This window comes from Halobacterium sp. BOL4-2, assembly GCF_016917835.2.
GTDB classification, from domain to species: Archaea; Halobacteriota; Halobacteria; order Halobacteriales; family Halobacteriaceae; genus Halobacterium; species Halobacterium salinarum.
Genome location: NZ_CP070334.1, coordinates 13,978 through 28,007, shown reverse-complemented (window position 1 = coordinate 28,007; position 14,030 = coordinate 13,978). Strand labels below are relative to the sequence as shown.

The following is a 14,030-nucleotide window of genomic DNA, read 5'->3' as shown; positions in this document are numbered from 1 at the left end:
CTCTGCTAACAGCAGCCGTCGTCGTCGGCGCCGCAGACGCTCCCGTAGTCGACACCGGTCTCGTCGCCGATCGCCTCGTTACACTGCATTACCATGGTGGTGAACGCGAAATCCGAGGAGGACTCTTTCGCCGCCGCGAGCTCCTCGCCGAGCGCCTCGGCGGCCGTGACGACCTCTACGTCCGTCACTTCGGACTCGCTGACGTCCTGACCGGAAGCGCTCAACAGCACCCACCTCCGGTGGATCGCGCGAACTCCTCGCCGATTTCGTCGCTGATGGTGTCGTTCGTCCGCTGAAGCAGTTCTATCAGATCGGCCTGTGCGGCCTGCTGACGCTGGATCGTCTCGTTGTTCGATATCTCGGTCTGGAGTTGCTTCAGCTCGGCCATCACCGACTCGTCGAAGCCACCACGCTGCATCTGTTGTTGCTTTCGCTGGTACTCGCGAAGCAGCGCCATCGCGTCGTCATCGTTCTGTAACGCCTCGTCAGCCTCGACGAACTGTTGGTACGTCTCCGACTCGCCGAGAGCGTCGAGGAACTCGCGGAGCGCCGCCTCGACGTTGGCTTCTACGTCTTCCTCATTGGACATGCCAACGCTGTCCTCGGCCGCACCCTCCACGTCCTGTGCGTCGCTCACGAGGGCGTCACCTCCGGTGCGTCCGCTTCGACCACGTCTGCGAGTCCAGTAATCTCCTCACCGAAGGCGCTGAGTTCTTCGAGCCCGATTGGTTCATCCTGCCGGAGCGGCGCCAACATCAACGGCGCGTCGAACCGGTCTCGAATCTCTTCGAGATACTGGGCCTGCTGGGCGCGGCGGTTCGCGAAGAAGGCGTTGTCGCCGTACTCCTCAGGGAGGAGGTAGTTGGCGACGACCAGCGAGGTCTCGATGCCGACCTGATCTTTGAGGTCGGCGGCAGCCCGGTACGCCTCCATCATCGGGGTGTACTCGGGGTACATCACGAACGCGAACGTGCTCCGTTCGGGGTCTTTCATCGTCTCGATGACTTCGTCGTACTGGTCACCCTTGGAGGGCGCGGCGCCCTTCGTTAGCGAGCCGAGGTCCATGAACCCCTTCCAGTCGGAGGGGAGTTCGAGCAGGCGGAGCGTGTGTCCGGTTGGGGCCGTGTCGAAGACGACGACATCGTAGCCGTCCTCGTCGAAGTAGCTCACGAACTTCTCTAAGGCGGCCATTTCCTCGGCACAGGGCGACTCCAACTCCTCTTCGACGTTCGCGATCGCAGCGTCGACGTCGATCTGCGTGTCCTCCTTCTCCTCGTACATCTCCGTGACGTGGTCGAGGACCTGCTCGCGGTACTCCGCAAGCGCTTTCTCTTGGTCGATCCGCGCCGCGTCGAGGTTCTCCTGGCCGACCGAGGTGGGTTCGTGGCCCACGGGCTCACCGAAGATGTCCTCTAAGTGCGCGGCCGGATCGGTCGTGACGACAAGCGTTTCGTGGCCCGCCTCAGCGAGTTTCGTCGCTGCCGTCGAGGCGACCGTGCTCTTGCCGACGCCGCCCTTCCCGGTGAAAAAGAGGTACTGCGTCTCCTCGCCCGGCGTGAGCTGGTCGACAACCGCGTCGGCGTCCGCCATCGAATCGAACTCGACCGCACCGTCAGCGTCCACGTCGGTCGCGGTTCCGACGTCGACGGTCGCCTCCGTGCCGTCGTAGAGGACACCACCCACGTCCGCGAGCAGGTCGAGGCCGGCAATCTCGCCCGGCTGGAGTGGGTACGTCGCCGTCGCGTCCGCGTCGAACTCCTCGCGGGCGCGCTTGATGACGGCCTGCTCGTCAGCACGCTTCCCCTCGAAGAAGGGATCCTCGCACACCGACTCTGGGAGGTAGCCGTTGAGGATCAACAGCTGTGACTCGATCCCGAGGTCGCCGAGGTCGCTCGCGCTGCATTCGATCTCGTCTATCGATGAGTCCTCCGGCTTGCCGACGAAGGCGAAGGAAGTGCGCTCGTCGTCCTGGAGCGTGTCGATGGCACGCTCGTAGTCCTGTTTTTTGTCCTCCATCGAGGCCGCCGGCCCGATACAGGTCGAGCCGCCCTTCTCCAGTTCGGCGTTCCAGTCGGAGGGGAGCTCCATCAGCCGGATGGTGTGGCCCGTCGGCGCCGTGTCGAAGACTACGACGTCGTACTCCGGGCTGTCCATGAAGTCGACGAAGTTGTCGAAGGCGGCGATCTCCTCGACGCAAGGACTGTTGAGCTGCTCTTCGACCGTCTGGATCTCCTCCTCACCGAGCAGTTCGCGCATCGGCTCGATCGTCTCTTGGCGGTACTCCTCGGCGGCGGTGTCCGGGTCGATCTCGATCGCCGAGAGGTTCTCGATCCCGTCGATTGCGGTGACCTCGTGGCCGATCGACTGCCCGAAGATGTCCGAGAGGTTCGGGGCAGGGTCGGTGGTCACCAAGAGCGTCTCGTAGTCGTTGTCGGCGAGCCACGTCGCGGTCGCACAGCTCACGGTGCTCTTGCCGACGCCGCCCTTCCCGCTGAAGAAGACGAACTCGGTGTCGTCGCCGCTCGGTTCGACTACCTCACGCGCGCTGGTCGTTGTTGACTGTGATTGTGCCATTCGTTAGGCCTCCTGCGGCGTTGGGCTCTCGTCGATAGCCGCGGTCAGTTCGTCGTACGAGAGGTACTCGCCCTCGGCGACAATCTCGTCGTCGACAACCGTGATCGGGAGGATCGACGGGCCGTCCTCCTGGACGCGGTCGTAGATCCGCTTCGTTTCGAGGAACTGGTCGATGTTGTGCTGCATGTTCGCCCGGTTGACTTCGAGCTCGTCGAACGCGTCTTCGAGCTGGTCGAGCGCCGCGCTGACCTCGACGAGCTCGTCGTCGGGGTCGGGACCGCAGACGCCGGTGGAGCAACACATCGCTTCTTCGTACAGGGTGAGTTCGGTCATGAGTGGGTCGGATCGCGGTCGTACGTCTGATGTATCGTTCACAGCAGGACACGTTGGTTTGTCCTCGCTGTAGTCGATTCATTTGAACAAACTCTCATACAATTATAAGCCCTTCGGTCGGCTATCCCCACATCGGTCGCATAGTCATTTCATCTTGAACGACCGAGAGTCCCGATCACCCGATGAATCCGTTGGTGGCCCACGATCCTGGGTCGTCGACACACGTCGTGGTTCGACACTTCGACGCTGGGGCACTCACGAGGACGAGCGCACTTTCGACATCACCGCTCTGGATCTGTCGCGTCGCAGTCGGCAGAATCCAAACCGCGTCGCCAGCTTCGATTTCGACGGATTCTTCGTCGATAACGACGGTGGCTTCACCCTCCAAGAGGACGTATCTCTCATGCGAGACAATATTTGAAGTGTTACTATATTGTTTTTGCTGTCCAGCTACCAGTTGAGACGGCGCTCCGCAACGTTTAATCCCGGCTTGGTTCAATTGTTTGTATGTCATCTACCGAGCGTTTACAGCGGTACGTCGCTGATGAGTGCGGCTCCTGTACAGACGAGGACCTCGCCGACCGGTTAGCGGAGCTAGAAGAACTGAACGAGACCGTTGGCGGGTCCGACCTGGAGACCGACATCGAGATGCTGTCGGCGCTCGGCAACGAGACGCGATACAAGATCGTCCGGATGCTTCACGCAGCTGATGACGAGGAGCTATGCGTGTGTGAGCTCTCGCCGCTCTTGGACGTGAGCGACAGCGCGATCAGCCACGCCCTCTCGCAGCTCACTGACGCCGGCCTCGTCACGCGCCGGAAGGAAGGGAAGTGGCGGATGTATCGCGCTACGCCGCGTGCGAACGCGGTTCTTGTTGCGCTCGACGGGTCGCGGTCGTTATAAATTGGCCTCGGCTCAGAGGAGGCCGGCGAAGACGGTGTTGAACAGCACGCCGACAGTGATCCCGATCGTCACGACCGTCGTCGCGTAGATCGCGAGCAGGCGGCGTTCGAACAGCTTATTTAGGAGGATCAGGTTCGGGATGCTGATCCCCGCCCCGCCGATGATGAACGCGATCACCGTTCCGATGGGGATCCCCGCCTCAGTGAGCGAGTGCGCGATCGGCAGCATCCCGCTGATGCTCACGTAGATCGGTGCGCCGGCGAGCGCGGCGACCGGCGTCGCGAGCGGGTTCCCCGGACCAGCAATCTGCTGGAGGAACTCCGCCGGCACGGCGCCGTGGATCAGCGCGCCGATCGCGATCCCGACCGCGATGTACGGGAGCGTGTCGCGGAAGAAGGAGAGTGCGCCCTTGCCGGCTGCAGTCACGCGTTCCCTGTGGGTTCGGTTCGCCGCTGTCGCGCCGCACTCGCTACAGCCGCCGGCGTCAGCTGTAGTCGAAGCGGATGTACCGCCATCAGTCGCGATCTCGCGGCCGCCCGCAGTGATCCGGACGTCTTTGATATAGCCGTCAAGATCGAGCGTGCCGATGATGAGTCCCGCGACGATCGCCGCGAGCAGCGCAGTTGTCACGTATGCGACGGTCACGCCGGTTCCGAACAGCCCGAATAGCAGGAACACGGCGATCCAGTTAACGATCGGTGACGCTAGCAGGAACGAGAAGGCCATACCCGTCGGCGCGCCGGCACCTAACAGGCCAGCCAAGACGGGGACGGTCGAGCACGAGCAGAACGGTGTCACCGCGCCAAGCCCTGCCGCGAGAACATTTCCGCTCCCGTGATCGCGTGCCCGCAGCATCTCCTCAACGCGCTCTGGCGGGAGGTATTCTTGTGCGAGCCCCACGAGGAACGAGGCGCCGATGAACAGCGGCGTGAGGACCATCGCGAGGTGAAGAAAGTAGTCCCACGAGTCGAGCAGCGCCGCTTCGGTCCCCGGCGGGATCATCGGTCCTCACCTAACGCCGCGGCCAGATCGAGCAGCTGGAGGCTCGCCGTGTCCGCGATCCGGTAGTACGTCCACTTCCCCTCCTTGCGCGTGGCGACGATGCCAGCGTCGCGAAGTTTCCGCAAGTGCGACGCGACCGTCGACTGGGGAGCATCGAGGACGGTCTCCAACTCGCAGGCGCAAAGTTCTCCATCCCGCAGCGCGTGAACAACTGCGAGTCGCTTCTCGTTGGCCAGCGCCTTGAACGACGACAGCTCCGCCTCGACGACTGCGTCGTCCGCGCGTCGAGTCTCCGGGAACGGCCCGTCACAGCAGACACCATCCTCCATCCGTCGGAGCGTCCCGCTCGCGGATTCGGAGCCCGCTTGAGCCGCCGCGTTCGGTTCGTTCGACATCGTCGATCAGTCCTCCGTACGGTCGGCGCGCTCGTCCGGCGCGTCCGCCTCGTTTTCGTCCGAGTCCACCTCCTCGATTTGCATGTCACAGCAGCTCTCGTCGTCGTTCGACTCGCCACCGAGCAGTCGGTCGAGTATCGACATACATATCGATATAATCCGATTTGACTTAACTCATTTGGTCAGGTGTTCAGCTGACTCGAGAGAGCACTCGACTCGGATCTATGTTCAGATGTGTTTGTTCGACGCAGTTCTTCCACCGAACTATCTACATACGAGATAGTGTGGTAAACCGGATTATTCATGGGTTCTACCGTGCTTGACCAGTATTAATCTATGACAGATTATATTGATACCGAGTAGATTACCTCGGTCTCAACACAGTAGAACCGAAAGGCCCTTTAACATATGAGGAAATACTAAATTGTATGTCGCAGCAGATAGCGGCTCAAGACGATCGGACGGACCGTGAAAACGAAATATCGATGAACGAGTCGCTGAGCGAGGAGAGCAAACGTCAGCGCGACAGTATCGACAACGTCGGCGCATTCGGCATGCGAACCGGTGAGTCGGATCTGATCTTCTTCCAAGGTATTCTCCCGGAGATCAACGGGGCAATAAGGGGATCAGAGCCGGTTAACGAGCAGATCGAGATGTGCTTGGATCGTCTCGAACTAATGTTAGAGAACCGTAACGCGTCGCTCTCGGACGTCATGAAGGTCGAGATTCAGCTCGCAGACGCAGACGCAGCGGAGACCGTGGATAGCGAGTACAAGTCGCGATTTGATGATGTGGTGTTTCCGCCACGGAGCGTCGTCGGTGTCTGCTCGTTGCCTGGCGGTGCGGACGTCCAGCTCGACGTGATTGCCGCCGAAGAGTAACCGTAGCTGTCCGTGTAGTTCGATAATAGTGGCATTTCGCTCGCCTTTTGCCGTCTTGAAGGCCGACAGAACAATTATTCCGGTCGCAGCGAATACGTCAGTTATGCCCGACTCTTCTTCAGACCCGATTGCTGGGACAGATTTCGACAAACTGATCGACGACGCGACGACGACTGTCGACGTCAAAGCGCTGTCGGCGTTCGGATACGAGACGCGATATCGACTTGTCCGCCTGTTGGTCGAAGCGGACGGCGCGGTCAGATTCGACGAGATTACGCCCTACGTGTCAATAAGCGATAGCGCTGTGAGCCACGCGTTGACGCTTCTGTGTGATGCCGGACTTGTAAAAAAGCAAAAGGATGGACGCTCGCGCAGTTATTCGACCACGGAACGGGCGGAGGCACTCGTGGAGGCACTTGATCGGACGCGATAGGCCAGTAATCGTGCGTTCCCTATCGAGATAGACGGGGCTAACTCCCGCAAGGGAATCTCCGTTGAGTGGAACTGAGACGGGCTGGATGAGTCTGATTGCGTGAACGTTTCAGTTGCTGTGAGTCCTCTCTCGATGTTATCTATCTCGGAATAAGTCACAGAAAATGCTACCAAACTCCTTTCCCGAAGCACATATGATTTAGTTATAATTCATTCGTACAGAGGTATCAGATAGTATATTGTGGTTAGTAGGTTTGTTCATTCGCTCTTGAACGACCGCATATTCTATATTCGATAATAAATTTTCGGTGTGAGGGATCCGTTTCATTTTAATAGATGAATAGATATAAATCTATTGGAGTAGCAGAATGCATCCATACATTGCCGAGGTCATCGGAACAGCGATCCTCATTATATTCGGTGGTGGTGTCGTCGCCAACGTCGTTCTCAACGAGACGAAAGGGAACGGCGGCGGCTGGATCGTCATCACGTGGGGATGGGCTATCGGAGTGTTCATGGGCGTGTTCACCATCAGTCAGGTCAGCGGGGGACACATCAACCCCGCCGTGACGGTCGGCCTCGCTGCCGCCGGGCTGTTCGATTGGGCGCAGGTTCCGGCGTACGTCGCCGCACAGACGGTCGGCGGATTCCTGGGTGGCGTAGTGGTGTGGCTGGCGTACAAAGACCACTTCGCCGCGACCGAAGACGAGGACGTGAAGCTGGCCATCTTCTCGACCAGTCCTGAGATCCGGAACTACTCGACCAACCTGATGACCGAGATCATCGGGACGTTCGTCTTGGTGTTTGGCGTCCTTTACCTGAACTCCGCTGGATTCTTCGACGCTCAGTCGGGTGAGGTGCTTCAGTCGATTACCATCGACGGCCAAGCGGTCGGTTTCGGTCTCGGGGCGCTGTCGGCGCTTCCGATTGCGCTCGTCGTGCTCGGTATCGGACTCTCGTTAGGTGGCCCCACTGGATACGCGATCAACCCCGCACGCGACCTCGGACCGCGCATCGCCCACGCAATTCTCCCGTTTTCGCACAAGGGACCGTCGGACTGGGCGTACTCCTGGGTGCCCATCGTGGGACCGATCCTCGGGGCGCTTCTCGCGGCCGGACTGTACCGTCTGCTGTGATGTCATCGGGGTACCACGAGTCTGGACCCTCTACTCCGCGCCCCGAAGCCGGACTCCGATCCCAGTTTCCGACTTTCTCCAAAGGGTTTTAATATATGAACAACTGTTCATCTATTATGGGCCAGCAGACAACCGAGGTCGAACCGGAATCGGAGCAGCGTACCGAGATGGATATCGATCCCACACTAAGCAAAGAGAGCAAGCGTCAGCGCGAAGGGACGGGCAACATCGGTGCATTCGGAAAGCGAACGGGCTCGTCCGACCTACGTTTTTTCGAGGGAATACTCCCTGAGATCGACGGAGAAATATTAAGTGATCACTCAATCGAAGAGCAGTTCTCGACCGCGCTCGACAATCTTGAAGCCGCACTCGCCGACAACCGAAACGCGACGTTCGGCGACGTGATGAAGCTCGAAATCCAGCTCACGGATCCGAGCGCCGCGGAGGCGATCGACCACGTGTACGAGTCCCGGTTCGACGACGTCGAACTTCCCCCGCGGACCGTTGTCGGCGTCTGTTCGCTCCCGGGCGGTGCGGACGTCCAACTCGACGTGATCGCGGCCGAAGAGTAACGACCGCTGCCGACACACCCATTATGAACACTCATCTGAACACACACCGGTATCGCTCTCCGTCCGACTCACCCAACACGACGGGGGTGATGGCGTCGTGAGCGACGCCGCTCACGAGCACGGGCCGAACTGCGACTGCGAGGCCTGCGGGGACCCGAGATCGATGGACTTCCTCGATAAGTACCTCACCGTCTGGATCTTCGGCGCGATGGCGATCGGGATCAGCCTCGGCTACGTTGCGCCGTCGGTGACCGGTCCGATTCAGGACCTCCATCTCGTGGAGATCGGCCTCGTGTTAATGATGTATCCGCCGCTCGCGAAGGTCAACTACGGCCAACTCCCCGCCGTCTTCAAGAACGTGAAAGTACTCGGGCTGAGCCTCATCCAGAACTGGCTCATCGGCCCCACACTGATGTTCGGGTTGGCGGTCATCTTCTTCAGCGGTCTCGTTCCTGGACTGCCTGCCCGACCTGAGTTCTTCCTCGGGCTGGTGTTCATCGGGATGGCCCGCTGTATCGCGATGGTGCTGGTCTGGAACGAGCTCGCCGAGGGCTCGAACGAGTACGCCGCGGGGCTCGTCGCGTTCAATAGCGTCTTCCAGATCGTTACGTACGGCGTGTACATCTGGTTCTTCGCTCTATTTCTCCCCCCGATTCTGGGCATGGAATCGCTCGTTGCCGGCATTTCCGCATTCAATATTACACCGATACAGGTTTTCGAGGCGATCGCGATCTTCCTCGGGATCCCCTTCGCCGCCGGCATCCTCTCCCGATTCGTCGGCACGCGGGCGAAAGGTGTTGAATGGTACGAGGAGACGTTTGAACCCACGATCAGCCCGCTCACGCTGATCGCGCTGCTCTTTACAGTGATCGTGATGTTCGCGATGCAGGGTGAGCGCATCGTCGCGCAGCCAAGTGACGTCCTACTCATCGCGGTGCCGCTGACGATCTATTTCGTTGTGATGTTCTTCGTCAGCTTCGGCATGGGCCGTGGTATCGGTGCCGACTACTCGACGACAACTGCGATCGGCTTCACCGCCGCCTCAAACAACTTCGAGCTCGCGATCGCCGTCGCGGTCGCGGTGTTCGGTGTCGGCTCCGGGGTCGCGTTTGCCACCGTTATCGGTCCGCTTATCGAGGTGCCGGTGCTGCTCGCCTTGGTGAAAGTCGCGTTGTACCTCCAAGACCGGTACGACTGGCGGGGATACACGACCGGGCGGCTAGACGAGACGACTACGACCGAAGATGGATCCTCAAGCTCCACGGCTGATGACTGATACTTAACCAGCTATTCGCCACACGCTTACAATCCATTTGACGATGAAGAGAATATGTTTGTAGTCATGCCGGTGTGGTAACTTTGCTATCGACCTCACCATTTTCTAAATGAGTGGTTCCGGCAGTCCTCCTTCCAAAGATGAACCCCGTATGCAGTCTCTGTGCGAAGCGTACCAGCTCGGTATCACCATCCGGGACAAACTCAAAGAAGCCGATCTCGTCACCGTGTTCGAGGATTTCGATCACGCGATAGACGCGATCGAAGACGGGTATCCAGCATGGCATCCCGCGCCACTCTCGTTTCGCGCGATGGTGCTCTCGTTCGTGTTCATGGAGATAACGGGTGACTCATACGCTAACTTCACTCGACGACTCACCCGACAACCGGAAGTAGCGACTATCCTCGGCTTCAGTCGAGTGCCCGACGAATCAGCATTCTCTCGTGCGTGGCGAAATCGATTCGACGACGCGACCCACGAATACATCCACGCTGCCGCCCACTTCGTTGTCAAAGAAGTCCATGATCGCAGCATCTCAGCACCGGAGGTGCGGCCTAAGGCAGAGATCGTCGACGATACGCAAGAAGACGCAGACCCAGTCGAAGACAAATCCTTCTCACAGGACGAGATTGTCCAGACAACGCGCCTCGCGCGTGATCACGCCTATGGACACTTCGACTCTGGTCGGGCGTCGAACGCCTCGTACGAGGACACGCAATTTTTCGAGTTACAGACGTTCATGGGGATGGTCCGCTGTGGCACCTCGCAGGGAGCGACTCGCTTCCAATATCGGCGCGGGAAAGAGTACGGACCGCATGGTGATACCCACCTCCGCGCAGTCAAACAATTTGGCCCCGAAGAACTCGTGAGGGGATTCAACAAAACGACGGATCGCTTACTCTCGGTGATCGCCTCTGAAGCATCGTTCCGGCGTCCAGTCACAGCCGCGATCGACATCACGACTATTCCCTACTACGGAGAGGTCGAAGAGATGCCGATGGTCAGCGGGACCAAGGACAGAGACGGTCGAGCGTTCAAATTCGCAACACTCTCGATCATTGGACAGAATATCCCGCTCGTTCTTGCCGTGGAACCGGTTCGAGAGAGCTCTGAGTGGGATGAGAACACGTCGAATCAGATCCATCGTACTGTGCGACGGCTCGTTCGACGAGCAAAAGAGCACGTTCCAATCGAGACAGTGCTGTGTGATCGGGAGTTCGACTCGATACAAGTGTTTCAGACACTCTCAAACCTCGATGTGAACTACCTCATACCCAAGCGGGTCTCCAGTTCCGAACGGAATGTACTTGAACAAATGGAGGAAGACGACCAAGAGGTGGCTGTTGAGTCGGCTTCTGTCCATGTGGAATCAGGATCGCATCCAATGCGGCTCCTGTACGTACCGTCGACGAGTGGAGAGGGAACGGCCGTCTTCGCGACGAATCTCCGAGTCGGTCCCGAGGAAGCCGAGACGTTCTGTCAGCGCTACAGCCGCCGGTGGCAGATCGAGAGTGAGTACAAATCGATCAAGGGCGACTTTCTCGCCAAGACCTCCTCGAAAGATTACCGTGTTCGCCTATTCTACTTCGTGTTCGCGGTCCTCTTGTACAATATCTGGCGGCTCACCGATTTCCTGCTGAAAGCAGGTGTCGACGGAGAGATGGACTACGCACCCGTGTTGACTGCGGGTGAGTGTGTTGAGCTCGTTGCCTCGGCGTTGATCCCGCACGACTAATCGGTTGAGCTCTCGCTGGGTCCGCCGCTCAAGAGTGACAACCGTATTCAGCAGCGCCAAAATCCACGCAATTTCGTACGCTCGTCCGGTAGTTCGAGAGTAGGGATTCAAAATCGATCCCCGACTGCTGAGAATCACCACGACTTGATGGCGATTCGATCTAAAACTAGCCTATCCTCCGAAACTGTGGGAGCCGCCGCCTCAGTTTTGGTATAGCGATATATAATTTATAAATCCGGTTTCTTGGCTACTAACACTTCTACCGCCGGAATTCGGCACTTCAGGCAAATAAGCGCTTGGACGTGATTACACCAATAATCACGACCACTTTGAAGTACCCCGACGCCGTCGGTGAAGCACGAATGATGCAACCGCCTCACGACGCCGCTTCCCCAGGGGTAGAGCCGCCAAGACCGAGGTTCGGGATTTCGCTGGGTTTCCTCAGCTGAGCTCGGAACGATACCGAGGAAGTGAATTCAATATAGGACTAATGGCCTCAATCTATATTAAGACGCAGCTCGAACGATGTTGTATGACCGAAGACGGGTCGAACTCCGAGAGCCTGATGGAACGCCAGACCACGGGTGAAGACCGGGTTCGGATGACCGCCCGGCAGCTGTCGGAGCCGCGGACGGCTAACTGGATCGCCTCCGAAGCGGACTGGTCACACGAACCAACCAAGCGCGTCCTCGAACGGCTCGTCGACGACGGTATTCTCCATCGGGACGAGAGCGGCACCCACACGACGTACTACCCGGATTATCGTCGTCAGGCGATGCAGGAGGCGATGCGTCTTCGGGACAGCGGGCACACTGTTGAGGAGCTCACGGACCGGCTCGCCGATATGAAGACGCAGATCCGCGACTGGGAGGACGAATTCGGCGTTGAGTCACCGAACCAACTTCGCGGAACGCTCGCTGACGAGTCCCTTGACGCTGACGAGGAAGACCGTCGCCGTGAGATTGCCCGTGAATGGGAGCACCTGCAGCGACGTATCCAGATCGTTGGCTTCGCCATCCGCGAATGGGACTTCCTCGCTCCGACGACAGAACCTGCTGAGGCCAACAGCTAACGGATGTCTGTCCCGCATCCAGGTGGTGATCCGAACGCGAACCTCTATGCGCAGCTAAAGCGGGATGTCCTCGATCGTGTGCCACAGATCACGGCGGTCGAGTTCGTTCCTGATGATATTGAAGCCAAGCAGCTGCGAGCGATTTTCGATCCAGCCCGTCTTGATCCCCCGACAGGCCCGGATTCACCGGAACTCACCATCAAGTGGTATCGACAGGATCCAGACGATTGGTTCCGTATCAACTACACGGATCCGAACACGGGCTTTCACGCCGGCTGGCACCAAGACGAGGATCATCCTGATCTCGGGCAGGCGCATTTTCAATACTCAACCGCCAATACGGAGGACCGCTGGGGAATTAGATTCAAGCACGAGACCCCCTCCCTGATCCTTTGGGAAATCATCGAAGAGCTTCTCGAGGACGTCCGTCCGACCTACCAGTACGCGAACGAAGAATCATGACTCCGGGTACACCTCGAAACCGTTCCGATCAGACACTTGCGGGTTCCTTCGAGCGCTACCTCCAAGACAAGGGGAAAGGCCGCGGGGGCGACGGCGGGAACTACCGACGGAACGCCGCTCGCGAACTCGAGCGGTTCGCCGAGTGGGCCGCCGGCGATCGGAGTAACGACGACTGGACCGGAATCATCCCCGACGACGTTGACCGTGACCCCACCTTCGAGGACCTCGACGAACGCGTCTTCCGCGAATACGCCCGGCATCTCGCTGGTGACCGTGGCCTCAAACAGAACACCGTCCAAACCTATTACCGCTATATCTCTGCGTGGTGTGGCTGGTGCGTCAACGAGGGATATCTCGAGGCGCATTACGCGCAGCGGGCCAGTGCGATGGCGCCGCTGCCGGAGGACGACGGCCGCAAGCCCGGCGACCAGCAGGCCTGGACGTCCGAACAGCGCCACGTCCTCACCCGCCACGTCGACGAACGGGCCCGCGATGCCGTCGAGGCGTACACGACACTCCCAGAGGATACTGACCGCCTCGACAAGCAGCGAGCACGCTACGCGGCGCTGAAGGCGGCTCGTGACCGGGCGCTGGTGTTCGTCCTTGCGTACACAGCTGTCCGCGTCGGGGAACTGCTCCGGGACCCGAACGACCCGCGTCGGCGCGGCGTCCGCTGGGAGGACCTCTCGCTCGACGACGGGAGTATGGACGTCTACCGGAAGAAACAGCAGTGGGACGCCGCGAGTCTCCCTGACCCGGTGATCTCGCCGCTGCGGAGCTATCGCCAGCTGATGGACCCACCAACGGAGCGCTGGCCGGTGTTTCCCACGTTCGACCAACGGACGCTCGCAGGGCTTGTCCAGAATGAGCTCGCCAACCGAGGGCAACGCCCAGAAGCAATTACTGAGCGCCGTGAGGAGTACGCTCGCGACCTACTGCTAGCGCTCGATGAGGACATTCGGCCGCCGTCGATTACGACGGATGGCGCACGGTCGATTCTCCAACGGCTCTCGGAGGCCGCAGAGATCGACATCGACCATCCGAAACACGATTATCTCGCCCCTCACGGTGGTCGCCGTGGGATGGGTGAGGTTCTTGTTCGAGCGTTCGGATACACGGTGGCGGCCCGGTATCTCGATAACTCGGAGGAGATGGTTCGGGAGCGATACTCGCACATCGAAGCCGGCGAACTCGGTGATGTCGCAACAGAGGCTCTGGACGAGATTGATGGGAATACGAGATAGCGAGGACAGTGAA

The 14,030-nt window shown here is 59.5% G+C and carries 18 protein-coding genes; 10 read left to right on the top strand and 8 right to left on the bottom strand.

The window, feature by feature from the left end:
• Window positions 1-5: 5 nt before the first annotated feature.
• The 5 genes from hcsS to JRZ79_RS23940 form a co-directional block, all read right to left on the bottom strand.
• On the bottom strand, window positions 6-230 hold the full coding sequence (gene hcsS / locus JRZ79_RS23960) for a halo-CC-star protein HcsS (protein WP_205252842.1): 225 nt from the start codon (window positions 228-230) through the stop codon (window positions 6-8).
• Window positions 221-637 (bottom strand): halo-CC-star protein HcsL, encoded by a 417-nt coding sequence (hcsL, locus tag JRZ79_RS23955; protein WP_205252841.1) that lies wholly within the window; start codon window positions 635-637, stop codon window positions 221-223. Before hcsL ends, hcsS begins: the two co-directional genes overlap by 10 nt.
• Window positions 634-2,574 carry an arsenical pump-driving ATPase gene (arsA, locus tag JRZ79_RS23950; RefSeq protein ID WP_205252840.1) on the bottom strand — a complete coding sequence of 647 codons (1,941 nt, stop codon included), beginning with the start codon at window positions 2,572-2,574 and terminating at the stop codon, window positions 634-636. The genes hcsL and arsA overlap by 4 nt, the downstream gene beginning before the upstream one ends.
• 3 nt (window positions 2,575-2,577) lie before the next feature.
• Complete coding sequence (arsD, locus tag JRZ79_RS23945; RefSeq protein WP_205252839.1) at window positions 2,578-2,907, bottom strand: arsenite efflux transporter metallochaperone ArsD; 330 nt, start codon at window positions 2,905-2,907, stop codon at window positions 2,578-2,580.
• Window positions 2,908-3,082: 175 nt separating this feature from the next.
• On the bottom strand, window positions 3,083-3,421 hold the full coding sequence (locus JRZ79_RS23940; protein ID WP_231546373.1) for a hypothetical protein: 339 nt from the start codon (window positions 3,419-3,421) through the stop codon (window positions 3,083-3,085).
• On the opposite strand from JRZ79_RS23940, the gene JRZ79_RS23935 reads away from it, so the two are divergent.
• Window positions 3,415-3,810, top strand: a complete 396-nt coding sequence (locus JRZ79_RS23935; protein WP_205252838.1) for a metalloregulator ArsR/SmtB family transcription factor — start codon at window positions 3,415-3,417, stop codon at window positions 3,808-3,810. The genes JRZ79_RS23940 and JRZ79_RS23935 overlap by 7 nt on opposite strands.
• Before the next feature lie 12 nt (window positions 3,811-3,822).
• On the opposite strand, the gene JRZ79_RS23930 is transcribed toward JRZ79_RS23935, so the two are convergent.
• Genes JRZ79_RS23930 through JRZ79_RS23920 form a run of 3 tightly spaced genes read right to left on the bottom strand, consistent with a single transcriptional unit; the run spans window position 3,823 to window position 5,351 of the window.
• Window positions 3,823-4,812, bottom strand: coding sequence for a permease (locus JRZ79_RS23930; protein ID WP_205252837.1), 990 nt, complete (start codon window positions 4,810-4,812; stop codon window positions 3,823-3,825).
• Window positions 4,809-5,207: a metalloregulator ArsR/SmtB family transcription factor gene (locus JRZ79_RS23925; RefSeq protein ID WP_205252836.1), complete on the bottom strand. Its 399-nt coding sequence runs from the start codon at window positions 5,205-5,207 to the stop codon at window positions 4,809-4,811. Before JRZ79_RS23925 ends, JRZ79_RS23930 begins: the two co-directional genes overlap by 4 nt.
• Before the next feature lie 6 nt (window positions 5,208-5,213).
• Window positions 5,214-5,351, bottom strand: coding sequence for a hypothetical protein (locus JRZ79_RS23920; RefSeq protein ID WP_158295129.1), 138 nt, complete (start codon window positions 5,349-5,351; stop codon window positions 5,214-5,216).
• Between the two features lie 284 nt (window positions 5,352-5,635).
• Between JRZ79_RS23920 and JRZ79_RS23915 the strand changes: the two genes are divergently transcribed.
• The 9 genes from JRZ79_RS23915 to JRZ79_RS23875 all read left to right on the top strand — a co-directional run bounded on the left by JRZ79_RS23915 (window position 5,636) and on the right by JRZ79_RS23875 (window position 14,017).
• Window positions 5,636-6,088 (top strand): RidA family protein, encoded by a 453-nt coding sequence (locus tag JRZ79_RS23915; protein ID WP_205252835.1) that lies wholly within the window; start codon window positions 5,636-5,638, stop codon window positions 6,086-6,088.
• Between the two features lie 103 nt (window positions 6,089-6,191).
• A complete protein-coding gene (locus tag JRZ79_RS23910) occupies window positions 6,192-6,521 on the top strand; it encodes a winged helix DNA-binding protein (RefSeq protein ID WP_205252834.1) in 330 nt (109 codons plus the stop codon).
• Between the two features lie 367 nt (window positions 6,522-6,888).
• Window positions 6,889-7,656, top strand: a complete 768-nt coding sequence (locus JRZ79_RS23905; protein WP_205252833.1) for an MIP/aquaporin family protein — start codon at window positions 6,889-6,891, stop codon at window positions 7,654-7,656.
• Between the two features lie 116 nt (window positions 7,657-7,772).
• Complete coding sequence (locus JRZ79_RS23900) at window positions 7,773-8,228, top strand: RidA family protein (RefSeq protein WP_205252832.1); 456 nt, start codon at window positions 7,773-7,775, stop codon at window positions 8,226-8,228.
• A gap of 97 nt (window positions 8,229-8,325) precedes the next feature.
• On the top strand, window positions 8,326-9,504 hold the full coding sequence (gene arsB, locus JRZ79_RS23895; RefSeq protein ID WP_269751356.1) for an ACR3 family arsenite efflux transporter: 1,179 nt from the start codon (window positions 8,326-8,328) through the stop codon (window positions 9,502-9,504).
• A 151-nt stretch (window positions 9,505-9,655) separates the two neighbouring features.
• Window positions 9,656-11,239, top strand: coding sequence for a transposase (locus tag JRZ79_RS23890; RefSeq protein ID WP_205252831.1), 1,584 nt, complete (start codon window positions 9,656-9,658; stop codon window positions 11,237-11,239).
• A 490-nt stretch (window positions 11,240-11,729) separates the two neighbouring features.
• A complete protein-coding gene (locus JRZ79_RS23885; protein ID WP_205252830.1) occupies window positions 11,730-12,311 on the top strand; it encodes a hypothetical protein in 582 nt (193 codons plus the stop codon).
• A gap of 3 nt (window positions 12,312-12,314) precedes the next feature.
• Window positions 12,315-12,773, top strand: a complete 459-nt coding sequence (locus tag JRZ79_RS23880) for a hypothetical protein (protein ID WP_205252829.1) — start codon at window positions 12,315-12,317, stop codon at window positions 12,771-12,773.
• Window positions 12,770-14,017 carry a phage integrase SAM-like domain-containing protein gene (locus tag JRZ79_RS23875; RefSeq protein ID WP_205252828.1) on the top strand — a complete coding sequence of 416 codons (1,248 nt, stop codon included), beginning with the start codon at window positions 12,770-12,772 and terminating at the stop codon, window positions 14,015-14,017. Before JRZ79_RS23880 ends, JRZ79_RS23875 begins: the two co-directional genes overlap by 4 nt.
• Window positions 14,018-14,030: the final 13 nt, after the last annotated feature.

Bases quoted from the DNA above. Each gene is read 5' to 3' on its own strand.
- JRZ79_RS23900 (WP_205252832.1), top strand. From the start codon at position 7,773: ATGGGCCAGCAGACAACCGAGGTCGAACCGGAATCGGAGCAGCGTACC.
- JRZ79_RS23930 (WP_205252837.1), bottom strand. From the start codon at position 4,812: ATGATCCCGCCGGGGACCGAAGCGGCGCTGCTCGACTCGTGGGACTAC.
- arsA (WP_205252840.1), bottom strand. From the start codon at position 2,574: ATGGCACAATCACAGTCAACAACGACCAGCGCGCGTGAGGTAGTCGAA.
- JRZ79_RS23885 (WP_205252830.1), top strand. From the start codon at position 11,730: ATGGCCTCAATCTATATTAAGACGCAGCTCGAACGATGTTGTATGACC.
- JRZ79_RS23890 (WP_205252831.1), top strand. From the start codon at position 9,656: ATGCAGTCTCTGTGCGAAGCGTACCAGCTCGGTATCACCATCCGGGAC.
- JRZ79_RS23875 (WP_205252828.1), top strand. From the start codon at position 12,770: ATGACTCCGGGTACACCTCGAAACCGTTCCGATCAGACACTTGCGGGT.
- arsD (WP_205252839.1), bottom strand. From the start codon at position 2,907: ATGACCGAACTCACCCTGTACGAAGAAGCGATGTGTTGCTCCACCGGC.
- JRZ79_RS23915 (WP_205252835.1), top strand. From the start codon at position 5,636: ATGTCGCAGCAGATAGCGGCTCAAGACGATCGGACGGACCGTGAAAAC.
- JRZ79_RS23905 (WP_205252833.1), top strand. From the start codon at position 6,889: ATGCATCCATACATTGCCGAGGTCATCGGAACAGCGATCCTCATTATA.
- JRZ79_RS23940 (WP_231546373.1), bottom strand. From the start codon at position 3,421: ATGACATACAAACAATTGAACCAAGCCGGGATTAAACGTTGCGGAGCG.
- JRZ79_RS23935 (WP_205252838.1), top strand. From the start codon at position 3,415: ATGTCATCTACCGAGCGTTTACAGCGGTACGTCGCTGATGAGTGCGGC.
- JRZ79_RS23880 (WP_205252829.1), top strand. From the start codon at position 12,315: ATGTCTGTCCCGCATCCAGGTGGTGATCCGAACGCGAACCTCTATGCG.
- JRZ79_RS23920 (WP_158295129.1), bottom strand. From the start codon at position 5,351: ATGTCGATACTCGACCGACTGCTCGGTGGCGAGTCGAACGACGACGAG.
- JRZ79_RS23910 (WP_205252834.1), top strand. From the start codon at position 6,192: ATGCCCGACTCTTCTTCAGACCCGATTGCTGGGACAGATTTCGACAAA.
- JRZ79_RS23925 (WP_205252836.1), bottom strand. From the start codon at position 5,207: ATGTCGAACGAACCGAACGCGGCGGCTCAAGCGGGCTCCGAATCCGCG.